The sequence below is a fragment of the Variovorax guangxiensis genome (genome assembly GCF_003952165.1).
Classification (GTDB): domain Bacteria; phylum Pseudomonadota; class Gammaproteobacteria; order Burkholderiales; family Burkholderiaceae_C; genus Variovorax; species Variovorax guangxiensis.
Map to the genome: position 1 here is coordinate 21,942 of NZ_RXFT01000001.1, position 19,606 is coordinate 41,547.

The 19,606-nt window shown below is 68.7% G+C and carries 18 protein-coding genes; 12 read left to right on the forward strand and 6 right to left on the reverse strand.

What is annotated here, in order from left to right; all coding sequences use genetic code 11:
- Positions 1-11 precede the first annotated feature (11 nt).
- Positions 12-788 carry an RNA methyltransferase gene (locus tag EJP67_RS00110; protein ID WP_126018169.1) on the forward strand — a complete coding sequence of 259 codons (777 nt, stop codon included), beginning with the start codon at positions 12-14 and terminating at the stop codon, positions 786-788.
- Positions 789-845: 57 nt separating this feature from the next.
- Positions 846-1,649: a serine O-acetyltransferase gene (cysE, locus tag EJP67_RS00115; protein WP_338067686.1), complete on the forward strand. Its 804-nt coding sequence runs from the start codon at positions 846-848 to the stop codon at positions 1,647-1,649.
- Between the two features lie 25 nt (positions 1,650-1,674).
- On the opposite strand, the gene cadR is transcribed toward cysE, so the two are convergent.
- Positions 1,675-2,145 carry a Cd(II)/Pb(II)-responsive transcriptional regulator gene (gene cadR, locus EJP67_RS00120; RefSeq protein WP_126018173.1) on the reverse strand — a complete coding sequence of 157 codons (471 nt, stop codon included), beginning with the start codon at positions 2,143-2,145 and terminating at the stop codon, positions 1,675-1,677.
- A gap of 70 nt (positions 2,146-2,215) precedes the next feature.
- On the opposite strand from cadR, the gene EJP67_RS00125 reads away from it, so the two are divergent.
- Positions 2,216-4,534, forward strand: a complete 2,319-nt coding sequence (locus EJP67_RS00125) for a heavy metal translocating P-type ATPase (protein WP_126018176.1) — start codon at positions 2,216-2,218, stop codon at positions 4,532-4,534.
- A 7-nt stretch (positions 4,535-4,541) separates the two neighbouring features.
- Here the strand turns inward: EJP67_RS00125 and EJP67_RS00130 are convergent, their stop codons facing one another.
- A complete protein-coding gene (locus EJP67_RS00130) occupies positions 4,542-5,114 on the reverse strand; it encodes a carboxymuconolactone decarboxylase family protein (RefSeq protein ID WP_126018178.1) in 573 nt (190 codons plus the stop codon).
- A gap of 129 nt (positions 5,115-5,243) precedes the next feature.
- Between EJP67_RS00130 and EJP67_RS00135 the strand changes: the two genes are divergently transcribed.
- Entirely contained in the window at positions 5,244-5,561 is a 318-nt protein-coding gene (locus EJP67_RS00135; protein ID WP_126018181.1) for a winged helix-turn-helix transcriptional regulator, read from the forward strand.
- 37 nt (positions 5,562-5,598) lie between these two features.
- Positions 5,599-6,852 (forward strand): cation:proton antiporter, encoded by a 1,254-nt coding sequence (locus tag EJP67_RS00140; RefSeq protein ID WP_126018184.1) that lies wholly within the window; start codon positions 5,599-5,601, stop codon positions 6,850-6,852.
- A gap of 6 nt (positions 6,853-6,858) precedes the next feature.
- Here the strand turns inward: EJP67_RS00140 and EJP67_RS00145 are convergent, their stop codons facing one another.
- Together EJP67_RS00145 and EJP67_RS00150 are read right to left on the reverse strand one after the other, a co-directional pair.
- Positions 6,859-8,181 carry a heavy metal sensor histidine kinase gene (locus EJP67_RS00145; RefSeq protein WP_126018186.1) on the reverse strand — a complete coding sequence of 441 codons (1,323 nt, stop codon included), beginning with the start codon at positions 8,179-8,181 and terminating at the stop codon, positions 6,859-6,861.
- Positions 8,178-8,855 (reverse strand): heavy metal response regulator transcription factor, encoded by a 678-nt coding sequence (locus tag EJP67_RS00150; RefSeq protein ID WP_126018189.1) that lies wholly within the window; start codon positions 8,853-8,855, stop codon positions 8,178-8,180. Before EJP67_RS00150 ends, EJP67_RS00145 begins: the two co-directional genes overlap by 4 nt.
- A gap of 176 nt (positions 8,856-9,031) precedes the next feature.
- Between EJP67_RS00150 and czcI the strand changes: the two genes are divergently transcribed.
- The 6 genes from czcI to EJP67_RS00180 all read left to right on the forward strand — a co-directional run bounded on the left by czcI (position 9,032) and on the right by EJP67_RS00180 (position 16,848).
- Positions 9,032-9,406, forward strand: coding sequence for a cation efflux protein, CzcI family (gene czcI / locus EJP67_RS00155; protein WP_126018192.1), 375 nt, complete (start codon positions 9,032-9,034; stop codon positions 9,404-9,406).
- Between the two features lie 99 nt (positions 9,407-9,505).
- Positions 9,506-10,855 (forward strand): TolC family protein, encoded by a 1,350-nt coding sequence (locus EJP67_RS00160; RefSeq protein ID WP_126018195.1) that lies wholly within the window; start codon positions 9,506-9,508, stop codon positions 10,853-10,855.
- A 26-nt stretch (positions 10,856-10,881) separates the two neighbouring features.
- Entirely contained in the window at positions 10,882-12,276 is a 1,395-nt protein-coding gene (locus EJP67_RS00165) for an efflux RND transporter periplasmic adaptor subunit (protein WP_165909524.1), read from the forward strand.
- 10 nt (positions 12,277-12,286) lie between these two features.
- Entirely contained in the window at positions 12,287-15,499 is a 3,213-nt protein-coding gene (locus EJP67_RS00170; protein ID WP_126018200.1) for a CusA/CzcA family heavy metal efflux RND transporter, read from the forward strand.
- The gene (locus EJP67_RS00175) at positions 15,489-16,400 is read left to right on the forward strand and encodes a cation diffusion facilitator family transporter (protein WP_126018203.1); all 912 of its coding nucleotides are present in this window, start codon (positions 15,489-15,491) and stop codon (positions 16,398-16,400) included. Before EJP67_RS00170 ends, EJP67_RS00175 begins: the two co-directional genes overlap by 11 nt.
- 163 nt (positions 16,401-16,563) lie before the next feature.
- On the forward strand, positions 16,564-16,848 hold the full coding sequence (locus EJP67_RS00180) for a hypothetical protein (RefSeq protein WP_206169429.1): 285 nt from the start codon (positions 16,564-16,566) through the stop codon (positions 16,846-16,848).
- Positions 16,849-16,875: 27 nt separating this feature from the next.
- On the opposite strand, the gene mog is transcribed toward EJP67_RS00180, so the two are convergent.
- Positions 16,876-17,445, reverse strand: coding sequence for a molybdopterin adenylyltransferase (gene mog / locus EJP67_RS00185; protein ID WP_418125856.1), 570 nt, complete (start codon positions 17,443-17,445; stop codon positions 16,876-16,878).
- A 20-nt stretch (positions 17,446-17,465) separates the two neighbouring features.
- Positions 17,466-18,122, reverse strand: a complete 657-nt coding sequence (gene yjgA / locus EJP67_RS00190) for a ribosome biogenesis factor YjgA (protein ID WP_126018209.1) — start codon at positions 18,120-18,122, stop codon at positions 17,466-17,468.
- Between the two features lie 104 nt (positions 18,123-18,226).
- Between yjgA and pmbA the strand changes: the two genes are divergently transcribed.
- The gene (gene pmbA, locus EJP67_RS00195) at positions 18,227-19,597 is read left to right on the forward strand and encodes a metalloprotease PmbA (RefSeq protein ID WP_126018211.1); all 1,371 of its coding nucleotides are present in this window, start codon (positions 18,227-18,229) and stop codon (positions 19,595-19,597) included.
- Positions 19,598-19,606 lie beyond the last annotated feature (9 nt).

A 19,606-nucleotide genomic window follows, 5' to 3' on the forward strand; every position in this document is an offset into this window, starting at 1 on the left:
GCCAACCCTCCATGCGCACCCGTTTCATCCTGATCCAGACCAGCCACGCCGGCAACGTGGGCGCCGCCGCCCGCGCCATGAAGACCATGGGTTTTTCCGACCTGGTGCTGGTGGCCCCGCGCTGGGCCAACGTGCTGCGGCGCGAGGAAACCATCCAGCGCGCGAGCGGCGCGCTCGACGTGCTGGCCAACGCCCGCATCGTCGAGACGCTCGACGAGGCCCTCGATGGCGTGACCCACCTGTGCGCCACGGCAATGATCCCGCGCGACTTCGGCCCGCCCACGCGCACGCCCCGCGAGCACCTGGAGCCGCTCGCCAAGCAGGGCAAGAAGGGCGACCAGCACGTGGCCTTCCTGTTCGGCTCCGAGCGTTTCGGCATGCGCAACGAGGACGTCTACCGCTGCAACGTGGCCCTGAGCATTCCCACCGACCCGAAGTTCGGCTCGCTCAACCTGGGCGCGGCCATCCAGGTGATTGCCTACGAATGGCGGCTGGCGCTGGGCGGCTACGAGGTGCGAGAGGCCATCCAGCCCGTGCAGGCGGCAGACGCCCAGGCCGTGGCCGGCATGCTCGACCACTGGGAGCGCTCGCTGGTGGACATCGGCTTCCTCGACCCCGGGGCGCCCAAGAAGCTCATGCCCAGGCTGCAGCAGCTCTTCAACCGGGCCCAGCCCACGCCGGAGGAGATCCACATCCTGCGCGGCATCGCCAAGGCGATGAGCGACGCCACCCGGCCGCCGAGGGGAGACAAGGCAGACAAGGGCGGCAAGGCCCCCGGGAACGACTAAAACCTTATCGTTCGTACGCGAAGACGCCCGGCCTTAGACTGCGCGGCCCCTATCGATATAACGACAACAGACAGAAGGCACAAGGCAGCGATGTTCTCCAGACTGCGCGCCGACATCCGGTGCATCCTCGAACGCGACCCGGCCGCCCGAAGCGCCTGGGAAGTGATCACGGTCTACCCCGGCTTCCACGCCGTGGTGTTGCATCGCTGGGCGCACGCCTGTTGGACCCATGGCTTCAAGTGGCCCGCGCGCGCCATCGCGCACTGGGCCCGCTGGCTGACCGGCATCGAGATCCACCCCGCCGCCAAGATCGGCGAGCGCGTGTTCTTCGACCACGCCATGGGCGTCGTCGTCGGCGAGACGGCCGAGATCGGCGACGGCTGCACCATCTACCAGGGCGTGACCCTGGGCGGCACCTCGCTCTACAAGGGCACCAAGCGGCATCCGACGCTGGGGCGCGACGTGGTCGTGAGCGCCGGGGCCAAGGTGCTGGGCGGCTTCGTGGTGGGCGACGGCGCCAAGATCGGCAGCAACGCGGTGGTCATCAAGCCGGTGCCGGCCGGCGCGACGGCGGTGGGCATCCCGGCGCGGATCATCCCCTCGAAGGCCGGCGAGAGCGCCGACGTGGCCACGCCGCAGAAGTTCTCTGCCTACGGCATCACGCAGGACGACGATCCGCTGAGCCAGGCCATGCGCAGCCTGATCGAAAACGCATCGAGCCAGGAACACCAGATCGCGCTGCTGTGGCAGGCCATCGAGAAGCTCTCGGCGCAACCCGGCAGCAAGGACTGCGTGCCGGGCGACGCGGCGCGCGACGAGAGCTTCGAGGCCGACAAGCTCTCGCAGCTGATCGGCAAGTAGAAGGAAAAGAGAAAAAGAAGCGCCGTCAGCCGCCGCGCTTGGCCGGCGCATGCAGCGCGCCGTGCACGTGGCCCGCGTGCTGCCCGAATGTCTCGGACGCGAGCGCGGCCGTGTCCAGCTCCTGCAGGATGCCGCAGGCGTTCGCCGATTCGGGGCCGCAGCACTGCTGGCGCAGCGCCTTCAATTGCTTCTCGAGCGTCTTCAGCTCGGCGATGCGCGCGGCCACGTGGCCGATGTGGTCGTCCAGCAGCTGGTTGACCTCGCCGCAGTCTTCCTGCGGCGCATCGCGGAACTTGAGCAGGCTGCGGATCTCGTCCAGCGTCATGTCCAGCGAGCGGCAGCGGCGGATGAAGCCCAGGCGCTGGGCGTGGTCTTCGTCGTAGATGCGGTAGTTGCCGTCGGTGCGCGCGGGCTCGGGCAGCAGTTGCTCGCGCTCGTAGTACCGGATGGTTTCGACCGGCGTGTTCGCGACCTTGGCCAGTTCACCGATTTTCATGATGCGGCAAATGAACGAGTGGGAATGAGTGATTGACTCTACACCTGCTTCAGGGTTTCCAATCGATTCCATGACGAACCAGAACGCCCTGAACCCGCCCGTGCCGCGCGCGCATGCGCACTCTCATCCGCATGCCCATGAAGAGGGGCATGGTCACACGCACGAGCATACGCAGCCGAAGGCGGTCGATGCGTGCTGCGGCTGCAGCGCAAGCAGCCACTCGGCGATCCCGCTGGCGCCCGATGTGAGCGACGTGCCCACCGGCGCCTTGCTCTTTCGCATTCCCACCATGGACTGCGCGGTGGAAGAGTCCGAGATCCGCCGCGCGCTGGAGCCCATCGCGGGCGTCAAGGCGCTGCGCTTCCGCCTCGGCGAGCGCACCATGGCCATCACCACCGACCACGGCGTGCTGCCCGAGGCGCTTGCCGCCATCCGCAAGGCGGGTTTCAAGCCCGAGCCGCTGAATGCACCGGGCGCGCAGGCAGCCCCGGCCGCACCCGCGAAGATCGCAGGCATGAGCGCTGGGCTCGCGCGGCTGGTCGCGGCGCTGGTGCTGGCCATCGCGGCCGAGTCGGTTTCGTTCATGGGGCTGGAGGGCCGGGGCTTCATGGTGTTCGAGATGGCACTGGCGCTGGGCGCCATCGGCCTCGCGGGTCTCGACACCTACAAGAAGGGTTTCGCGGCGCTGGTGCGCGGGCGCCTGAACATCAATGCGCTGATGGCGGTGGCCGTCACCGGCGCCTTCGTTATCGGACAGTGGCCGGAGGCTGCCATGGTGATGGCGCTCTACGCGATTGCCGAGCTCATCGAGGCCCGTGCCGTGGACCGCGCGCGCAATGCCATCCAGAGCCTGCTGGCCCTCGCGCCCGAGCAGGCCGAGGTGAAGCAGGCCGACGGCAGCTGGAAGACGGTGATGGCGAGCGAGGTGCCGCTGGAGGCCATCGCGCGCATCCGCCCCGGCGGGCGCGTGCCGCTGGACGGCATCGTCACCGAGGGCGCCAGCGCCATCGACCAGGCGCCCGTCACCGGCGAGAGCATTCCGGTCGACAAGACCGTCGGCGACCAGGTGTTCGCCGGCACCATCAACCAGACAGCCGCGCTCGAATTCCGCGTGACGGCCGTGGCCGCCAACACCACGCTCGCGCGCATCATCCACGCGGTCGAGGAAGCGCAGGGCTCGCGCGCGCCCACGCAGCGCTTCGTCGACCGGTTCGCCGCCATCTACACGCCCGCCGTCTTCGTGCTGGCGCTGGCCGTCGCGGTGCTCACGCCGTTCTTCATGGACTGGACCTGGACGCAGGCCATCTACAAGGCGCTGGTGCTGCTGGTCATCGCCTGCCCGTGCGCACTGGTCATCTCCACCCCGGTCACGGTGGTGAGTGCACTGGCCTCGGCTGCGCGGCGCGGCATTCTCATCAAGGGCGGCACGTACCTCGAAGAGGCGCGCAAGCTCAAGGCGGTGGCGCTCGACAAGACCGGCACCATCACCGAAGGCAAGCCGAAGCTGGTGGCGTCGTCGCTGGTCGGCGAATCCTCGGCCGGCAACCAGGCGGCGGTGTTCGCCATTGCCGCCAGCATCGCGGGCCGCTCCGACCACCCGGTGTCGAAGGCCATCGCCGAAGGGTTGAAGGGCGAGCAGGGCGAAGTCGCCGACTTCACCGCGCTGCCCGGCCGCGGCGTGCAGGCCGTGCACGCGGGGCAGGCGTACGTGCTGGGCAACCATCGCTTGATCGAGGAGCGGGGGCTCTGCACGCCGTCGCTCGAAGCCGAGCTCCAGCGCCACGAGGAGGCCGGCCGCACCGTCACGCTGCTTGCTTCGAACGAGGCCGTGCTCGCGCTCTTCGCCGTGGCCGACACCATCAAGGAATCGTCGCAGGCGGCGGTGGCCGAACTGCGCTCGCTCGGCGTGGTGCCCGTGATGCTCACCGGCGACAACATCGCCACCGCCAGGACCATCGGCGCCCACGCCGGCATCGAGGACGTGCGCGGCAACCTGCTGCCCGAGGAGAAGCTCGACGCCATCAAGGCCATGCAGCAGCGCTACGGCGCGGCGGCTATGACCGGCGACGGCATCAACGACGCCCCCGCGCTCGCGCAGGCCGACATCGGCTTCGCGATGGGCGGCGCCGGCACCGACACCGCGATGGAGGCGGCCGACGTGGTCATCATGAACGACGACCTGCGCCGCATCCCCGAAACCATCCGCCTCTCGCGCCGCGCCCACTCGGTGCTCTGGCAGAACATCACGCTGGCGCTGGGTATCAAGGCCGTGTTCTTCGTGCTCGCCGTGTTCGGCAGCGCGACCATGTGGATGGCGGTGTTCGCGGACATGGGCGCCAGCCTGCTGGTGGTGGCGAACGGGCTGCGGTTGATGCGCGCGCAGAAGTGAGCGAGCCTTACCAGCGCGCGGCCCAATTCTCCAGCGGCACGCGCGCCGCATTGCAGACGTAGCTCACCGAGTGATACCAGCCCGCGAGCATCATCAGTTCGATGAGCTGCGCATGGCTCCAGTGGGCGCGCAGGGCTTCCCACAGCGCGTCGTCGACGTCGCTGGTGTGGTGGAGCTGATCGACCATCGACACCAGCAGACGGTCGCGTGGGGCGAGTAGCGAGAGATCGCCGTCGGGCGATGCCATCACGCTGCGGTCGGTGTCGTTGAAGCCGGCGGCGTCGGCGAATCCGCTCCAGTGAACGCCCCATTCGTATTCGGCGCCGCAGCGGGCGCAGACCCGCAGGATGACGATCTCGCGTTCCCGCAGGCTGATGGCCGCCTTGCGCCCCAGCAGGTAGCGGCCGAGTTCCATCGTGCGCTCGGCAAGCGCGGGGTTGACGGCCAGCACGCGGAACAGCGCGAGTATTTCGGGTGCCTGCGGCGGCGTCATGCGTGTGAGCAGCTCGCCGATGGGCTCGGGGTAGGGGGCTTCGAGCGGGGGGATGCGCGGGGTGCGCTGTGTGGTGGTGTCGGTCAAGAGGTTGTCTCCTTCGTTGCAACCGGGTTGAAATCGCTACGGAATACGTAGCGGTCGATCGCAGTCTATCGCTACGAATTGCGTAGCGCAAGCGCGTACACTTGCACAATCGATCAATGAAGGCTTCGCATGGAAGACGCACAACCCGCCGCATCGCGCCGCCCCGTCATGCGGCTGCTGGAGCAGCTCGGCCGCAAGGGCACGCTGCGCATCCTCTGGGAGCTGCGCGACGGCCAGCCGCAGAGCTTCAGGGCGTTGCGCACGAGCACGGACCAGATGTCGCCCTCGGTGCTGAACGACCGGCTCAAGGAGCTGCGCGCGGCCGGCGTGGTCGAGCTCGCCGTGGCGGGCTATGTGCTGACCGAGGCCGGCGCGGAGCTGGTCAGGCGCCTGCTGCCGCTGAACCAGTGGGCCAACCGCTGGCTCGACGACGCGGCTTCGAACTAACATCGGCCGGAATCTCCCTCCAACTCCCGGCTACCCGATGTCCGTCACTTCGCTCCTGCTGCAGCTCATCGTCATCCTGGTCACTGCGCGTCTTTGCGGCTGGATCCTTCGCCATGTGGGCCAGCCCGGCGTGGTCGGCGAGATGGCCGCGGGCCTGATGCTCGGGCCGGTCGTGATGGGCGCGCTCTTTCCTTCGCTGCACGCGCAGCTGTTCTCGAAGGAGTCGCTGCAGGGGCTCTCTTCGCTTTCCACGCTGGGGCTGGTGCTCTTCATGTTCGTGGTCGGCCTCGAGCTGCGTGCCTCGAAGGGCGTGCGCGAGCAGCTGCGCTCGGCGGGCTACGTGGGCGTGCTGAGCGTGGTCGTGCCGATGGCGCTGGGCATCGCGATCGCACCGGCGCTGCATCCCTCGCTCGCGCCGGCAGGTGTCGGCTTCTGGCCCTTTGCTCTTTTCATCGCGGCGGCGCTGTCGATCACCGCCTTTCCGGTGATGGCGCGCATCCTGAAAGACCGCGGCATGACGCGCACGCCCTTCGGCCAGCTCTCGCTGGGCGCGGCTGCCGTGGTCGACGTGTTCGCCTGGATCCTGCTGGCCGTGGTGGTCGCGCTGGTCGGCGCGGGCGAGGGCTACCAGGGGCTGCTGAAGACCACGCTGGGCATGGCGGTGGTGCTAGCGGCGCTGTTCCTCGGGCTCAAGCCGGCCTTCGCGTGGCTGCTGCGCGTCAAGGCGCCCGAAGGCGAGCCCTCGACCACGGTGATGGCGGCGCTGATGATCGGTCTGCTGGCAACTTCGCTGGTCACCGAGTGGCTGCACCTGCATGCGGTGTTCGGCGCCTTCCTGTTCGGCGCCTGCCTGCCGCGCGACGACCGGCTGCTGAAGTCGCTCACCGAGCGCATCGAGCCGATCTCCATCGTGGTGCTGATGCCGCTCTTCTTCGCCCTTGCCGGACTTGGCACCACGGCCAACGCCTTCTCGGGCGCGAGCCTGGGCGCGATGCTGCTGATCGTGGGCGTTGCCACCGTGGGCAAGATCGCCGGCGGCGCGGCCGGCGCGCGCATGGCGGGCTACGGCTGGCGCGACAGCCTGGCCACCGGCTCGCTGATGAACGCGCGCGGGCTGATGGAACTCATCGTGATGAAGATCGGCCTCGACGCGGGGCTGATCGGCCCCGAGCTCTTCACCATGCTGCTGGTGATGGCGCTCGCGACCACCGCGATGACGGGTCCGCTGATCAACCTGTTCATCGGCCGCAAGCAGGCGGTTGCAGCGGACGCCGCGCACGCGAAGCCCTGACTTCCATCAGCGCTTCGCCACGGTGAAGCCGATACGCGTCTCGCCGCCCCGGCTGGCCGCGAACACCCGCCCGCCGTGCATGCGGGCAATGGCTTCCACGATCGACAGGCCCAGCCCGTGGTGCCGCGTGGAGCCGTCGCGGGCCTGTGCGGCGCGATAGAAGCGCTCGAACAGGCGGGGCAGGGCGGCGGGGTCGATGGGCTCGCCCTTGTTGACCACGGCCAGGGCGAACTCGGTGGCGCTTTCCTCGCCGATCTCGATGCGTATCGTCGAAGCCGGCGCCGCGAAGCGTATGGCGTTGCCCAGCAGGTTGAAGAGCGCGCGACGCAGCAGCGCCGCGTCCACATCGGCCATGGCCTCTCCGCGCACCTCGGCGCGCAGGCCGGCTTCCTCCAGCATGGCGTCGTAGAAGTCGATCACGTCGGTTGCCTGCGCCGCAAGGCTCGCCACCGCCCGCGTGCGCATCGGCGCGCCGCGCTCGGCCTGCGAGAGAAACAGCATGTCGGTGACGATGCCCGAGAGCCGGCCGACTTCTTCCAGGTTGGAGGCGAGCACGGTCTGCAGCTCCTCGTTGCTGCGCGGGCGGGTGAGAGCGAGTTCGGTGGAGCCGATCAGGTTGGCCAGCGGCGTGCGCAACTCGTGCGCCACATCGGCGTTGAAGGATTCGAGCTGTACATAGGCCCGCTGCACCCGCAGCAGCAGGGCGTTGAACTGGGTGATCCAGGGGCGCAGCTCTTCGGCGAAGTCGCTGGCGTCGATGGGCTGGTTGGCCTTGTCGGGCGCCATCGCGGCGGTGCGCTCGGTCAGCGTCTTGAGCGGCTTCAGGCCCCGGCGCACCAGCCACATGCCGGTGAGCGAGACCAGCGCGGTGCCCAGCACCACGGCGCCCAGCAGCGTCCACGCCAGGCGGCGCAGCAGCTGGGCCTCCTGCGCGGTGTTCACGCCGAGGCGCACCGACAGCTGCGTGGTGGCGCCGGCCTGCGTCCACGGCACCTGCAGGTCGCGCAGCATCCATTTGCCGCCGGTGGCGGGCCTCGATTCGAAGAGCCGCCTGCCGCCGGCGGAGATCGACAGCGTCACGTCGTCCTGCATCGAGAAGAAGTCGTCGAGCTTGTGGCGCAGGAAGACGAGGTCGCCGCCTTTCTCGGCCTCCAGCAGCAGGTGCTCCACCAGCACCGCCTTGTTGGCGAGCTCCTCTTCCTGCTTCTGGCCGAAGTTCCAGGCGGTGACGAGGTAGATGGCGAAGCAGATCACGCTCAGCCCGAACAGGGTCTGCGCGGCGAGCCAGAGGGACAGCCGGCTCTGCAGGGATTGCGGCCGGGCGCTCAAGTCCAGGAGCGGTCTTCCAGCACGTAGCCCATGCCACGCACCGTGTGCAGCAGCTTCACCTCGAAGGGGTCGTCGAGCTTGCTGCGCAGGCGGCGGATGGCCACTTCCACCACATTGGTGTCGCTGTCGAAGTTCATGTCCCACACCTGCTCGGCAAGCGTGGTGCGCGAAAGAATCTGGCCGCGCCGGCGCAGCAGCACCAGCAGCAACGTGAACTCCTTGGCCGTCAGATCCAGCCGCGTGCGGTTGCGCATGCATTTGCGGCTGACCAGGTCGACCTCCAGGTCGGCCAGTCGCAGTACCGTGGAGTCCTGCGGCTTGCCGCGGCGCAGCAGGGCCTGCACGCGCGCCAGCAGCTCGGAGAAGGAGAAGGGCTTGACCAGATAGTCGTCGGCGCCCTGCTGCAGCCCCTGAACGCGGTCTTCTACCTTGTCGCGCGCCGTGAGCACGAGCACCGGTACGTTCTTCGTGCGGCGGATGGCCTGCAGCACGGCAAAGCCGTCGATGCCGGGGAGCATCACGTCGAGCAGGATCAGCGCGTAGTCACCCTCGGTGGCGAGGTACTTTCCCTCGATGCCGTCGCGGGCTATGTCGACGACGTAACCGTTCTCCTCGAGCCCCTTCTTGAGGTAGTCGCCCAGCTTGGGCTCGTCTTCGATGACAAGGATTCGCATCTGCGGATGGTATCGAAGCACTTCCGGTACGGGGGTTACGTTTCGGTAATCCTGCTGACAGACAAAGCCTCGCCCCCCGGTCGTACATTGCGCCGGCCCGCATTGTTCAGGGCCTGCGCCTTGCAGGGCCATTGCCGAAATGCCCGATGCAGCCCGCCGATATACTTTTTGCCTCCATGCGCCGCTGGTTCCTCATCTTCATGCTCGCCCTGCTGCCGTTCCAGTTCAGCTGGGCGTCGGCATCGGCGTACTGCCAGCATGAGCGCGACACCCGGCCCGACCACTGGGGCCACCACGAAAGCGAAACCCGCGGCACCGACCGCAGCCACAGCGGCGAAGGTGCGCAGAAGAACTCCAGCACCCAGCCCAATGCGGTGGTCGGCGATTGCGCCGTCTGCCACTTCGGCCATGCCCAGCATGCCGATGCGCTGGACGAACCGGCAGCCTCCGTGGCGCGCGTGGCCCAGCCGCTGCGCGCGACGCCCGACGAGCGTTTCGCCTCGCATGTCTCCGACGTTCCGGTCCGCCCCGACTGGTCTCTCGCCTCCTGATTCGGCGAGAGCACACCACCCCCTTCTGATACCCACCATCAGCTAGCCGAGCTCTCGCCGAATTCGTCCGTCCGTTGTTTCGCAACCCAGGAGAATTCGATGCGCACGCTCTTCGTGCCGCTGGCCGTGCTGGCCATGGCGGCGCCCCCGGCTTTTTCGCAGGTCGCTCAGGCCTCCGCCGGAGTCCCCCATTCACAACCCGCGCCGTCCGGTGCGGCCAACACCCGTGTGCAGGAGCCCGCGGGGCCGCTGACCCTTCGCAGCGCCGTCGCCATGGCGATGCGGGCCAACCCCGGTCTGTCCTCCGCATTGCGCGAGCAGGAGGCCACCGAGGGCGCCGTCGTCCAGGCCGGCGCCTGGCCCAACCCCACGCTCGACGTGCAGTTGGAAGACATGCGTCGCGACAACCGCACCACCACGCTGCAGCTGAGCCAGCCCATCGAGCTGGGCGGCAAGCGCTCGGCCCGCGTCACGGCGGCCGAGCGGGCGCGCGACCAGGCGGCCTCGGCGCTGGCTGGGCGCCGCGCCGAGATCCGCGCGGCCACTGTCACAGCCTTCTTCGACGTGCTGACCGCGCAGGAGCGCCTGAGGCTCGCGCAGGATTCGGTGGGCCTCGCGCAGACCGCCACCCGCGCTGCCGCCAACCGCGTGGCTGCCGGCAAGGTCTCGCCGCTGGAGGAAACCAAGGCGCGCGTGGCCGAGGCCGGCATCCGCGTCGAGCTGATGCAGGCCGAGGGCACGCTGCGCTCGGCACGCCAGCAGCTCGCAGCGCTGTGGGGTAATCCCGCTCCCCGCTTCACGCAGGTGGATGGCGCGGTCGATCAGCTGCCGGCGATAGCTTCGGCGCAGGACATCGCCGGCAGGCTCGCCGATGCACCGGTGGTGCGGCAGGCGCGGCTCGAGGTCGATCGGCGCAAGGCGCTGGCCGATCTGGAGCGCGCCAGGCGCATTCCCGACGTGACCGTCTCGCTGGGCGCCAAGCGCGTGCCGGCTTCCGAGGGCGAGACCGGCAGCAGCCGGCGCAACCAGGTGGTGCTGGGGCTGTCGGTGCCGCTGCCGATCTTCGACACCAACCGGGGCAACGTCGCCGAGGCGCTGAGCCGCGAGGAAAAGGCACGCGACGACCTCGCCGCCGCCGAACTGCAGCTGGGCACCGACGTAGCCCAGGCCACCGAGCGCCTGCGCTCCGCGCACGCCACCGCCGAGACGCTGCAGCGCGACGCGCTGCCCGGCGCCGAGAGCGCCTACAAGGCCGCCACCAAGGGCTTCGAGCTGGGCAAGTTCAGCTTCCTCGAAGCGCTGGATGCGCAGCGCACGCTGTTCCAGGTGCGCGCGCAGTACCTGCTCGCCCTGGCCGACGCGCACCGCGCCGCGGGAGAGCTCGACCGGCTGCTGGGCAATGAAGGCGACGCGACCACTCCCGCGATGACCACGCCCGTCGCGCGCTGACAGGCAAACAAGGAATTCCAAAGATCATGACCACAGAAGAACGCAAGACTTTCGCCGAGCGTGTCGGCAAGAAGCAGCTGATCGCCATCGCGGCGGTGCTCGTGCTGGGCGCGGGCGCCGGGGCGCTGATATTGCGCAGCGCGCCAGCCAAGCCCGAGGCGGCCGGCCATTCGGAAGCCGCCGGCCATGGCGACGGCGAGCACCACGAGGAGGGCGGCCACAAGGAAGAGGGCCACAAGGAGGCCAAGGCGGGCGAAGACCATGACCACAACCACGGCGAGGCCAAGGGCCACGGCGACAAGGAGCATCACGCCGAGGAAGGCAAGGGCGAGGCCAAGGCAGCCTCCGGCGAAACCAGAGGCGAAGAGAAGTCCGCCGCCCACAAGGAAGACGAGGAAAAGATCGCCTTCACCGACGAGCAGATCAAGGCCGCCGACATCGCCATCGAGAGCGCCGGCCCCGCGCGCATCAAGCTGTCGCTGCAGCTGCCCGGCGAGATCAAGTTCAACGAAGACCGCACGGCGCACGTGGTGCCGCGCGTGGCGGGCGTGGTCGACAGCGTGCCGGCCAATCTGGGCCAGGAGGTCAAGCGCGGCGAGGTGCTCGCGGTGCTGTCGAGCCCGGGGCTCTCGGAACAGCGCAGCGAGCTGCAGTCGGCGCAGCGCCGGCTGGAGCTGGCCCGCACCACCTACGAGCGCGAGAAGAAGCTGTGGGAGGAGAAGATCTCGCCGCAGCAGGACTACCTGCAGGCCGAGCAGGCCATGCAGGAGGCGCGCATCGCGGTCGCCAACGCCAACCAGAAGCTGCTGGCGCTGGGCGCCACGCCCGGCTCGTCGGCGCTGGGCCGCTACGAGCTGCGCGCGCCCTTCGACGGCATGGTGGTCGAGAAGCACATCTCGCTCGGCGAATCGGTGGGCGAGGCGGTCAACGTCTTCACCATCTCCGACCTGTCGACCGTGTGGGCCGAGATCAGCGTGGCCGCCAGCAACCTGAACCTGGTGCGCGTCGGCGAGCAGGTGAAGATCCGCTCCAGCGCCTTCGACCAGACCGCGACCGGCAAGGTCTCGTACGTGGGCTCGCTGATCGGCGCGCAGACGCGCACCGCCACGGCGCGCGTCACGCTGACCAACCCCGACCGCATCTGGCGCCCGGGCCTCTTCGTGAATGTCGAGCTGGTGGCCTCCGAGACGGAGGCGCCCGTGACGGTCGCGGCCGACGCGGTGCAGACGGTGGAAGACAAGCCCACCGTGTTCCTGCGCGTGCCCGGCGGCTTCCTGCCGCAGCACGTGCAGACAGGCCGCAGCGACGGCAAGCGCGTCGAGATCGTCGGCGGGCTGAAGCCCGGTGCGGCGTATGCGGCCAGCGGCAGCTTCGTCGTGAAGTCGCAGCAGGGCAAGAGCTCAGCCACGCACACCCACTGAGGAAGCCCGCATGTTCGAACGAATCATCCGCTTCTCCATCGAGCAGCGCTGGCTGGTGCTGCTCGCCGTGTTCGGCATGGCGGCGCTGGGTATCTTCAGCTACCAGAAGCTGCCCATCGACGCCGTGCCCGACATCACCAACGTGCAGGTGCAGATCAACACCGCCGCGCCCGGCTACTCGCCGCTGGAGACCGAGCAGCGCGTGACCTACCCGATAGAGACCGTCATGGCCGGCCTGCCGGGCCTGCAGCAGACGCGCTCGCTATCGCGCTACGGCCTCTCGCAGGTCACGGTGATCTTCAAGGACGGCACCGACATCTACTTCGCGCGCCAGCTCGTCAACGAGCGCATACAGTCCGCGCGCGAGAGCATGCCGCGCGGCATCTCGCCGGTGATAGGGCCGATTTCCACCGGCCTGGGCGAGATCTATCTCTGGACCGTCGAGGCGGAGGAGGGCGCGAAGAAGGCCGACGGCAAGCCGTATTCGCCCACCGACCTGCGCGAGATACAGGACTGGATCATCAAGCCGCAACTGCGCAACGTGCCGGGCGTGACCGAGATCAACTCCATCGGCGGCTTCGCCAAGGAGTTCCAGATCGCACCCGACCCGGCCAAGCTGCTGGCCCACGGCCTGACCATGGGCGACATCGTGCTCGCGCTGGAGCGCAACAACGCCAACGTGGGCGCGGGCTACATCGAGAAGCGCGGCGAGCAATACCTCATTCGCGCACCGGGGCAGGTGAAGTCGGCCGAGGACATCGGCAATGTCATTCTGGGCAACGCCAACGGCATTCCGCTGCGCGTGCAGGACGTGGCCGAGGTCGGCATCGGCCGCGAACTGCGCACGGGTGCTGCCACCGACAACGGCCGCGAGGTGGTGCTGGGCACGGTGTTCATGCTGATCGGCGAGAACAGCCGCACCGTGTCGCAGGCGGTCGATAAAAAGATGCAGGAAATCAACCGCACGCTGCCCGCCGGCGTGAAGGCTGTGACGGTGTACGACCGCACGGTGCTGGTCGACAAGGCCATCGCCACGGTGAAGAAGAACCTGTTCGAGGGCGCGGTGCTGGTCATCGCGATCCTGTTCCTGTTCCTGGGCAACATCCGTGCGGCCGTCATCACCGCGCTGGTGATTCCGCTGTCGATGCTCTTCACCTTCACCGGCATGGTGAACCAGAAGGTCAGCGCCAACCTCATGAGCCTGGGCGCACTGGACTTCGGCATCATCATCGACGGAGCGGTGGTGATCGTGGAGAACTGCGTGCGAAGGCTGGCCCACGCGCAGGCCCACAAGGGCAGGCCGCTCACGCGCAGCGAGCGCTTCCACGAGGTGTTCGCGGCCTCGCAGGAGGCGCGGCGCGCGCTGCTGTTCGGCCAGCTGATCATCATGATCGTGTACCTGCCGATCTTTGCGCTCACCGGCGTCGAGGGCAAGCTGTTCCACCCGATGGCCTTCACCGTGGTGATCGCGCTGCTGGGCGCGATGGTTTTGTCGATCACCTTCATTCCCGCGGCAGTGGCGCTCTTCATCGGCAACAAGGTCAGCGAGAAGGAAAACCGCCTGATGCTGTGGGCCAAGCGCGCATACGAGCCGCTGCTGGCGCGCGTGATGGCGGCCAAGCCGCTGGTCATCACCTTCGCCGCCGTTGCCGTGGTGCTGTCGGGCCTGCTGGCCACGCGCCTGGGCACGGAGTTCGTGCCCAGCCTGAGCGAGGGCGACTTCGCCATCCAGGCGCTGCGAATTCCGGGCACCAGCCTCACGCAGTCGGTCGAGATGCAGAAGCAGCTCGAGCGCACGCTGAAGACGAAGTTTCCGGAGATCGAGCGCGTGTTCGCGCGCACCGGCACGGCCGAGATCGCGTCCGACCCGATGCCGCCGAACATCTCCGACGGCTACATCATGCTCAAGCCCGAGAGCGAGTGGCCCACGCCGAAGCGCTCGCGCGCCGAGGTGCTCGCGGCGGTGCAGGAAGAAGTGGAGAAGCTGCCGGGCAACAACTACGAGTTCTCGCAGCCCATCCAGCTTCGCTTCAACGAGCTGATCTCGGGCGTGCGCAGCGACGTGGCGGTGAAGATCTTCGGCGACGACATGGACGTGCTGAACAAGACCGCGGCAGAGGTTGCCGGCGTGCTCAACGGCATCGCCGGCGCAGCCGAGGTGAAGGTGGAGCAGACCACCGGCCTGCCGATGCTCACGGTGAACATCGACCGCAGCAAGACCGCGCGCTACGGCCTCAACGTGGGCGATGTGCAGGACGCGATCTCCGCCGCCATCGGCGGGCGCGAGGCGGGCACGCTGTTCGACGGCGATAGGCGCTTCGACATCATCGTGCGCCTGCCCGAGGAGCTGCGCACCGACCTTGAGGCCATCAAGCGCCTGCCCGTGGCCCTGCCCAAGGGCGCGGGCGCCGAGGGCCTGCGCACCAGCTTCATTCCGCTGGGCGAGGTGGCCACGCTGGATATCGCGCCCGGCCCCAACCAGGTGAGCCGCGAGGACGGCAAGCGCCGCATCGTGGTCAGCGCCAACGTGCGCGGGCGCGACCTCGGCTCCTTCGTGGCCGAGGCCGAGGAGGCGATGGGCAAGGTGAAGATCCCCACCGGCTACTGGACCGTGTGGGGCGGCCAGTACGAGAACCTCGCCTCGGCCACGCAGCGGCTGCAGATCGTGGTGCCGGTGTCGCTGCTCCTGGTGTTCACGCTGCTGTTCGCGATGTTCGGCAACATCAAGGACGGCCTGCTGGTGTTCACCGGCATCCCGTTCGCGCTCACGGGCGGCATCGTGGCGCTGTGGATGCGCGGCATTCCGCTGTCGATCTCGGCGGCGGTGGGCTTCATCGCGCTGTCGGGCGTGGCGGTGCTCAACGGGCTGGTGATGATCTCCTTCATCCGCAACCTGCGCGAGAGCGGCCTGCCGCTGGACGCCGCCATCCGCGAAGGCGCGCTCACTCGGCTGCGGCCGGTGCTGATGACGGCGCTGGTCGCCTCGCTGGGCTTCGTGCCGATGGCCATCGCCACAGGCACCGGCGCCGAGGTGCAGCGGCCGCTGGCCACGGTGGTGATCGGCGGTATCCTGTCGTCGACCGCGCTGACGCTGCTGGTGCTGCCGCTGCTCTACCGCATCGCCCACCGGCGCGACGAGGAAGAGGAGAAGGCGCAGCAACAGGCGATCGGCGCGCCGCCCGATCCTTCGGACCCTTCACTGCGAGGTTCCCATGGCACATGAGCATGCGCACGCCACCGGCGGCAACGAGAAAGCACTGCGCTGGGCGCTGCTGCTGACCTCGGCCTACCTCGTCGCCGAGGTGGTGGGCGGGCTGGTGTCGGGCAGCCTCGCGCTGCTGTCCGATGCCGCGCACATGTTCACCGACACGGTGGCGCTGGCGATCTCGCTGGCCGCCATCTGGATCGGCAAGCGGCCGGCCGACCGGCGGCGCACCTTCGGCTACTACCGCTTCGAGATCCTGGCGGCGGTGCTCAACGCGGTGCTGCTGTTCTTCGTGGCGATCTACGTGCTGTACGAGGCGTACCGGCGCATCTCGGCGCCGGCCGAAATCCAGTCGACCACGATGCTGCTGGTGGCCGCCGGCGGGCTGGTGGTCAACCTCATCGGCATGCGGCTGCTGGCCTCCGGCAAGGACCGGAGCCTCAACGTGAAGGGCGCGTACCTGGAGGTGTGGGCCGACATGCTGGGCTCCATCGGCGTGATCGTCGGCGCCATCGTCATTCGCTACACGGGCTGGGGCTGGGTCGACTCGGTGATCGCCGTGGCGATCGGCCTCTGGGTGCTGCCGCGCACCTGGCGCCTGCTGCGCGAGAGTCTCAACGTGCTGCTCGAAGGCGTGCCCGACGAGGTGGACCTGCCCGCGGTCGAGAGCGCGCTGCTGGGCAGCGAGGGCGTCGCGAGCCTGCACGACCTGCACGTGTGGGCGCTGTCCAGCGGCAAGGTGAGCCTGAGCGTGCACGTGGTGTGCACGCCGGAGGTGGGCGACCTGGCGCCGCTCACGCAGCGGCTGCGCGCGATGCTGGCCGAGCGCTTCGACATCCACCATTCGACCGTGCAGGCCGAACGGGTGCCTTGCGAACTGGCGGCGGCCAGCCACGGCTTCGGCCCGGCTGGGCCCTGAACCCCGGGGCGGCGGGGCCGCGGATATCGGACAATCTGCCCGATCCAGGATACGCAGATCGATGAGCCGCCACCCCAACTCTTCTTCCGCATCGACCAGAAAGGCCGAGGCTCGCGCGCCGCAGCGTCGCGCGATCCATGGAGGATCGTCGGCCCGTGTACCGATGGTTTTCGACCCGGGCGCCGTTGCCGCGCCTGCCGCAGCATCCGCCGCGCCGCGCAGCACCTGGCGATCCACCGTGGTCGGCTTCGCGATCGGTTTCGGCGTCGTGCTCGCGTTCGCCATGAAATGGCTCATGGGCTACCAGATCGACAGCGCGCAGGAGCGCCAGGAGCAGCACAAGGCGATGCGTGCTGCGGCCGTACGGTGCTACGAACTCACGTCGAACTCGGCCATCAACGCCTGCCTGAAGGACATCGAGGCGAAGAGCGTCCAGGCGGCCCGCTGAGGGCGCGGGCAAACCGCTGCGGAAAGCTCAGCGGGCGCGGATGGCCGACTTGGGCCGGAAGGCCTTGCAGACGGAGTCGTCGGTTTCCAGGTACGGCCCGCCGATCAGGTCGATGCAATAGGGCACGGCCGCGAAGATGCCCGGCACCACCTGCACGCCCTCGGTGTCCTTCAGCCCTTCGAGCGTTTCCGCGATCGACTTGGGCTGGCCGGGCAGGTTGATGATCAGGCTCTTGTCACGGATCACCGCCACCTGACGCGAGAGGATCGCGGTGGGCACGAAGCGCAGGCTGATCTGGCGCATCTGCTCGCCGAAGCCCGGCATTTCCTTGTGCGCCACGGCCAGCGTGGCCTCGGGCGTCACGTCGCGCAGGGCGGGGCCGGTGCCACCGGTGGTCAGCACCAGGGAGCAGCCGGCGTCGACCAGCTCGATCAGCGTGGCGCTGATGCGGTCCGCCTCGTCGGGAATCAGCCGGGGTTCGAACTCGATGGGGTTCTTCAGCGCCCGGCCCAGCCATTCCTTCAGCGAGGGCAGGCCCTTGTCCTCGTAGGTGCCGCTGGAGGCGCGGTCGCTGACGGAGACGATGCCGATGCGCACCGGCTCGAATGCAGCTTCGCTCATGCGTCTTCTTCCCGGTCCTGCGCGGCGGCGGCGGCGGCATGGTCGGCGCCGCCGTGCACGGCCAGCTGGGCGCGCACCACCTGGAACACCTCGCGATAGGCCTTGCCCTGGCGAGGCGCCTCGCCGGCGGGGCCGGCCTTCATGTCCTTGCGGGCCTGGCGCACCAGGGCACGAAGCTGCTGGGCGTCGGTGGCGGGGTGGGTTTCGATCCAGCCGCCGAGGGCGTCGTCGTCGGCGATCAACCTGTCGCGCCAGCGCTCGGCCTCGTGCAGGGCGGCGACTTCGGCGGCCGGCACGGTGTTCTGCTCTGCCAGGGCCCGCTTCACGGCCTCCAGCACCTCGGGCTCCAGCTTGCGCATGAGCTTGCCGACGTACTGCATCTGGCGGCGCTTGCCCTCGAAATTGGTGATCCGCTTGGCTTCGGCGATGGCCTCGACCAGCTTCTCGTCGAGCTGGAGCGCGTCGAACAGGCCGGCGCGCAGGGTGAGCAGCTCGGCGCCCAGCTTCTGCAGCTCTTCGCTTTCGCGCTTCAGGTCGGTGCGGCTGGCGTCGTCGGAGCCCTTGAGCTCGCGCTTGAGTTCGAGGTCGAGCTCGCTGCCTTCGGCCACGAAATGGCCGCGGACGTAATAGCCTTTTTTGGGTTTGCGGGACATGGGATGGATTCTGGGCCGCGCCGCGAGGCGTTGCAACGCGTGCAATGCGCGGTGGGAAGCTGCTGAAAACGGGAAATGGGGGGCGCAAGTATCATAGCCACCACATGACGACATCCTCCTCGCGCGCCGATTCCGGCTTCGCCTACAGCCGCTCCTTCTTCGAAAACCTGGTCGACACCGCCCTGGCGCACGCCAAGCGGCTGGGTGCCACCGACGCCGGGGCCGAGGCCTCCGAGGGCTGCGGCCTGAGCGTCTCGGTGCGCAAGGGCGAGCTGGAGAACGTCGAGCGCAACCGCGACAAGTCGCTGGGCGTCACGGTCTACGTGGGCCACCGCCGCGGCAACGCCAGCACCTCCGATTTCTCCGAGGCGGCCATCGCCCAGACGGTGCAGGCGGCCTACGACATCGCCCGCTTCACCGCCGAAGACCCCGTGAGCGGCCTGCCGGACGAGGCGGACATCGCCAAGGAATATCCCGAACTCGACCTGTTCCACCCCTGGGACGTGACCAGCGAGCAGGCCGCCAGGCTGGCCCTCGAATGCGAAGAGGCCGCCCTGTCGACCGACAAGCGCATCACCAACAGCGAGGGCGCGGGCGTCTCGGCCCAGCAGAGCCACTTCTTCAGCGCCCACACGCATGGCTTTCGCGGCGGCTACGCCAGCTCGCGGCACTCCATCTCGGTGGCGCCCATCGCCGGCAAGGGCGACGACATGCAGCGCGACGCCTGGTACAGCTCCATGCGCTCGGCCGACGAACTGGCCAGCCCGCAGGCCGTAGGCCGCTACGCCGCCGAACGCGCGCTGAGCCGCCTGAAGTCGCGCAAGATCAAGACCGTCGAATGCCCGGTGCTCTTCGAGTCGCCGCTGGCCGTGGGCCTGTTGGGCTCGCTGGTGCAGGCCGTGAGCGGCGGATCGCTGTATCGCAAGAGCACATTCCTGCTCGACTCGCTGGGCAAGCCTGTGCTGCCCGCGCACGTCGACGTGGCCGAAGACCCGCACCTGTTGCGCGGCAAGGGCAGCGCCCCCTTCGACGACGAAGGTGTGACCACCCGGGCGCGCAAGGTGGTCGATGCCGGCCGCCTCGAGGGCTACTTCCTCTCGACCTACTCGGCGCGCAAGCTGGGCATGAAGACCACCGGCAACGCCGGCGGCTCGCACAACCTGACGCTGAGCTCGCGCCTGACGAAGCACACCGACGACCTCGACGCCATGCTCGCCAAGCTGGGCACCGGCCTCTTCGTGATCGAGCTGATGGGGCAGGGCGTGAACTACGTGACCGGCGACTACTCGCGCGGCGCCAGCGGCTTCTGGGTGGAGAAGGGCAGGATCGCCTTCCCGGTGCAGGAGATCACGATCGCCGGCAACCTGAAGGACATGCTGCTGGGTATTGAAGCCATCGGGGCCGATGCCTACACTTTCGGCGCCAAGACCACGGGGTCGGTCCTGGTGAACCGCATGAAGGTCGCCGGCGCCTGAAGGCTGCGC

Coding starts and splice junctions, on each gene's coding strand:
- EJP67_RS00180 (WP_206169429.1), top strand. CDS start 16,564: ATGGTTTTCGACCCGGGCGCCGTTGCCGCGCCTGCCGCAGCATCCGCC.
- EJP67_RS00110 (WP_126018169.1), top strand. CDS start 12: ATGCGCACCCGTTTCATCCTGATCCAGACCAGCCACGCCGGCAACGTG.
- EJP67_RS00150 (WP_126018189.1), bottom strand. CDS start 8,855: ATGCGAATCCTTGTCATCGAAGACGAGCCCAAGCTGGGCGACTACCTC.
- czcI (WP_126018192.1), top strand. CDS start 9,032: ATGCGCCGCTGGTTCCTCATCTTCATGCTCGCCCTGCTGCCGTTCCAG.
- EJP67_RS00165 (WP_165909524.1), top strand. CDS start 10,882: ATGACCACAGAAGAACGCAAGACTTTCGCCGAGCGTGTCGGCAAGAAG.
- EJP67_RS00160 (WP_126018195.1), top strand. CDS start 9,506: ATGCGCACGCTCTTCGTGCCGCTGGCCGTGCTGGCCATGGCGGCGCCC.
- pmbA (WP_126018211.1), top strand. CDS start 18,227: ATGACGACATCCTCCTCGCGCGCCGATTCCGGCTTCGCCTACAGCCGC.
- EJP67_RS00170 (WP_126018200.1), top strand. CDS start 12,287: ATGTTCGAACGAATCATCCGCTTCTCCATCGAGCAGCGCTGGCTGGTG.
- EJP67_RS00175 (WP_126018203.1), top strand. CDS start 15,489: ATGGCACATGAGCATGCGCACGCCACCGGCGGCAACGAGAAAGCACTG.
- EJP67_RS00140 (WP_126018184.1), top strand. CDS start 5,599: ATGTCCGTCACTTCGCTCCTGCTGCAGCTCATCGTCATCCTGGTCACT.
- EJP67_RS00135 (WP_126018181.1), top strand. CDS start 5,244: ATGGAAGACGCACAACCCGCCGCATCGCGCCGCCCCGTCATGCGGCTG.
- yjgA (WP_126018209.1), bottom strand. CDS start 18,122: ATGTCCCGCAAACCCAAAAAAGGCTATTACGTCCGCGGCCATTTCGTG.
- cadR (WP_126018173.1), bottom strand. CDS start 2,145: ATGAAAATCGGTGAACTGGCCAAGGTCGCGAACACGCCGGTCGAAACC.
- EJP67_RS00125 (WP_126018176.1), top strand. CDS start 2,216: ATGACGAACCAGAACGCCCTGAACCCGCCCGTGCCGCGCGCGCATGCG.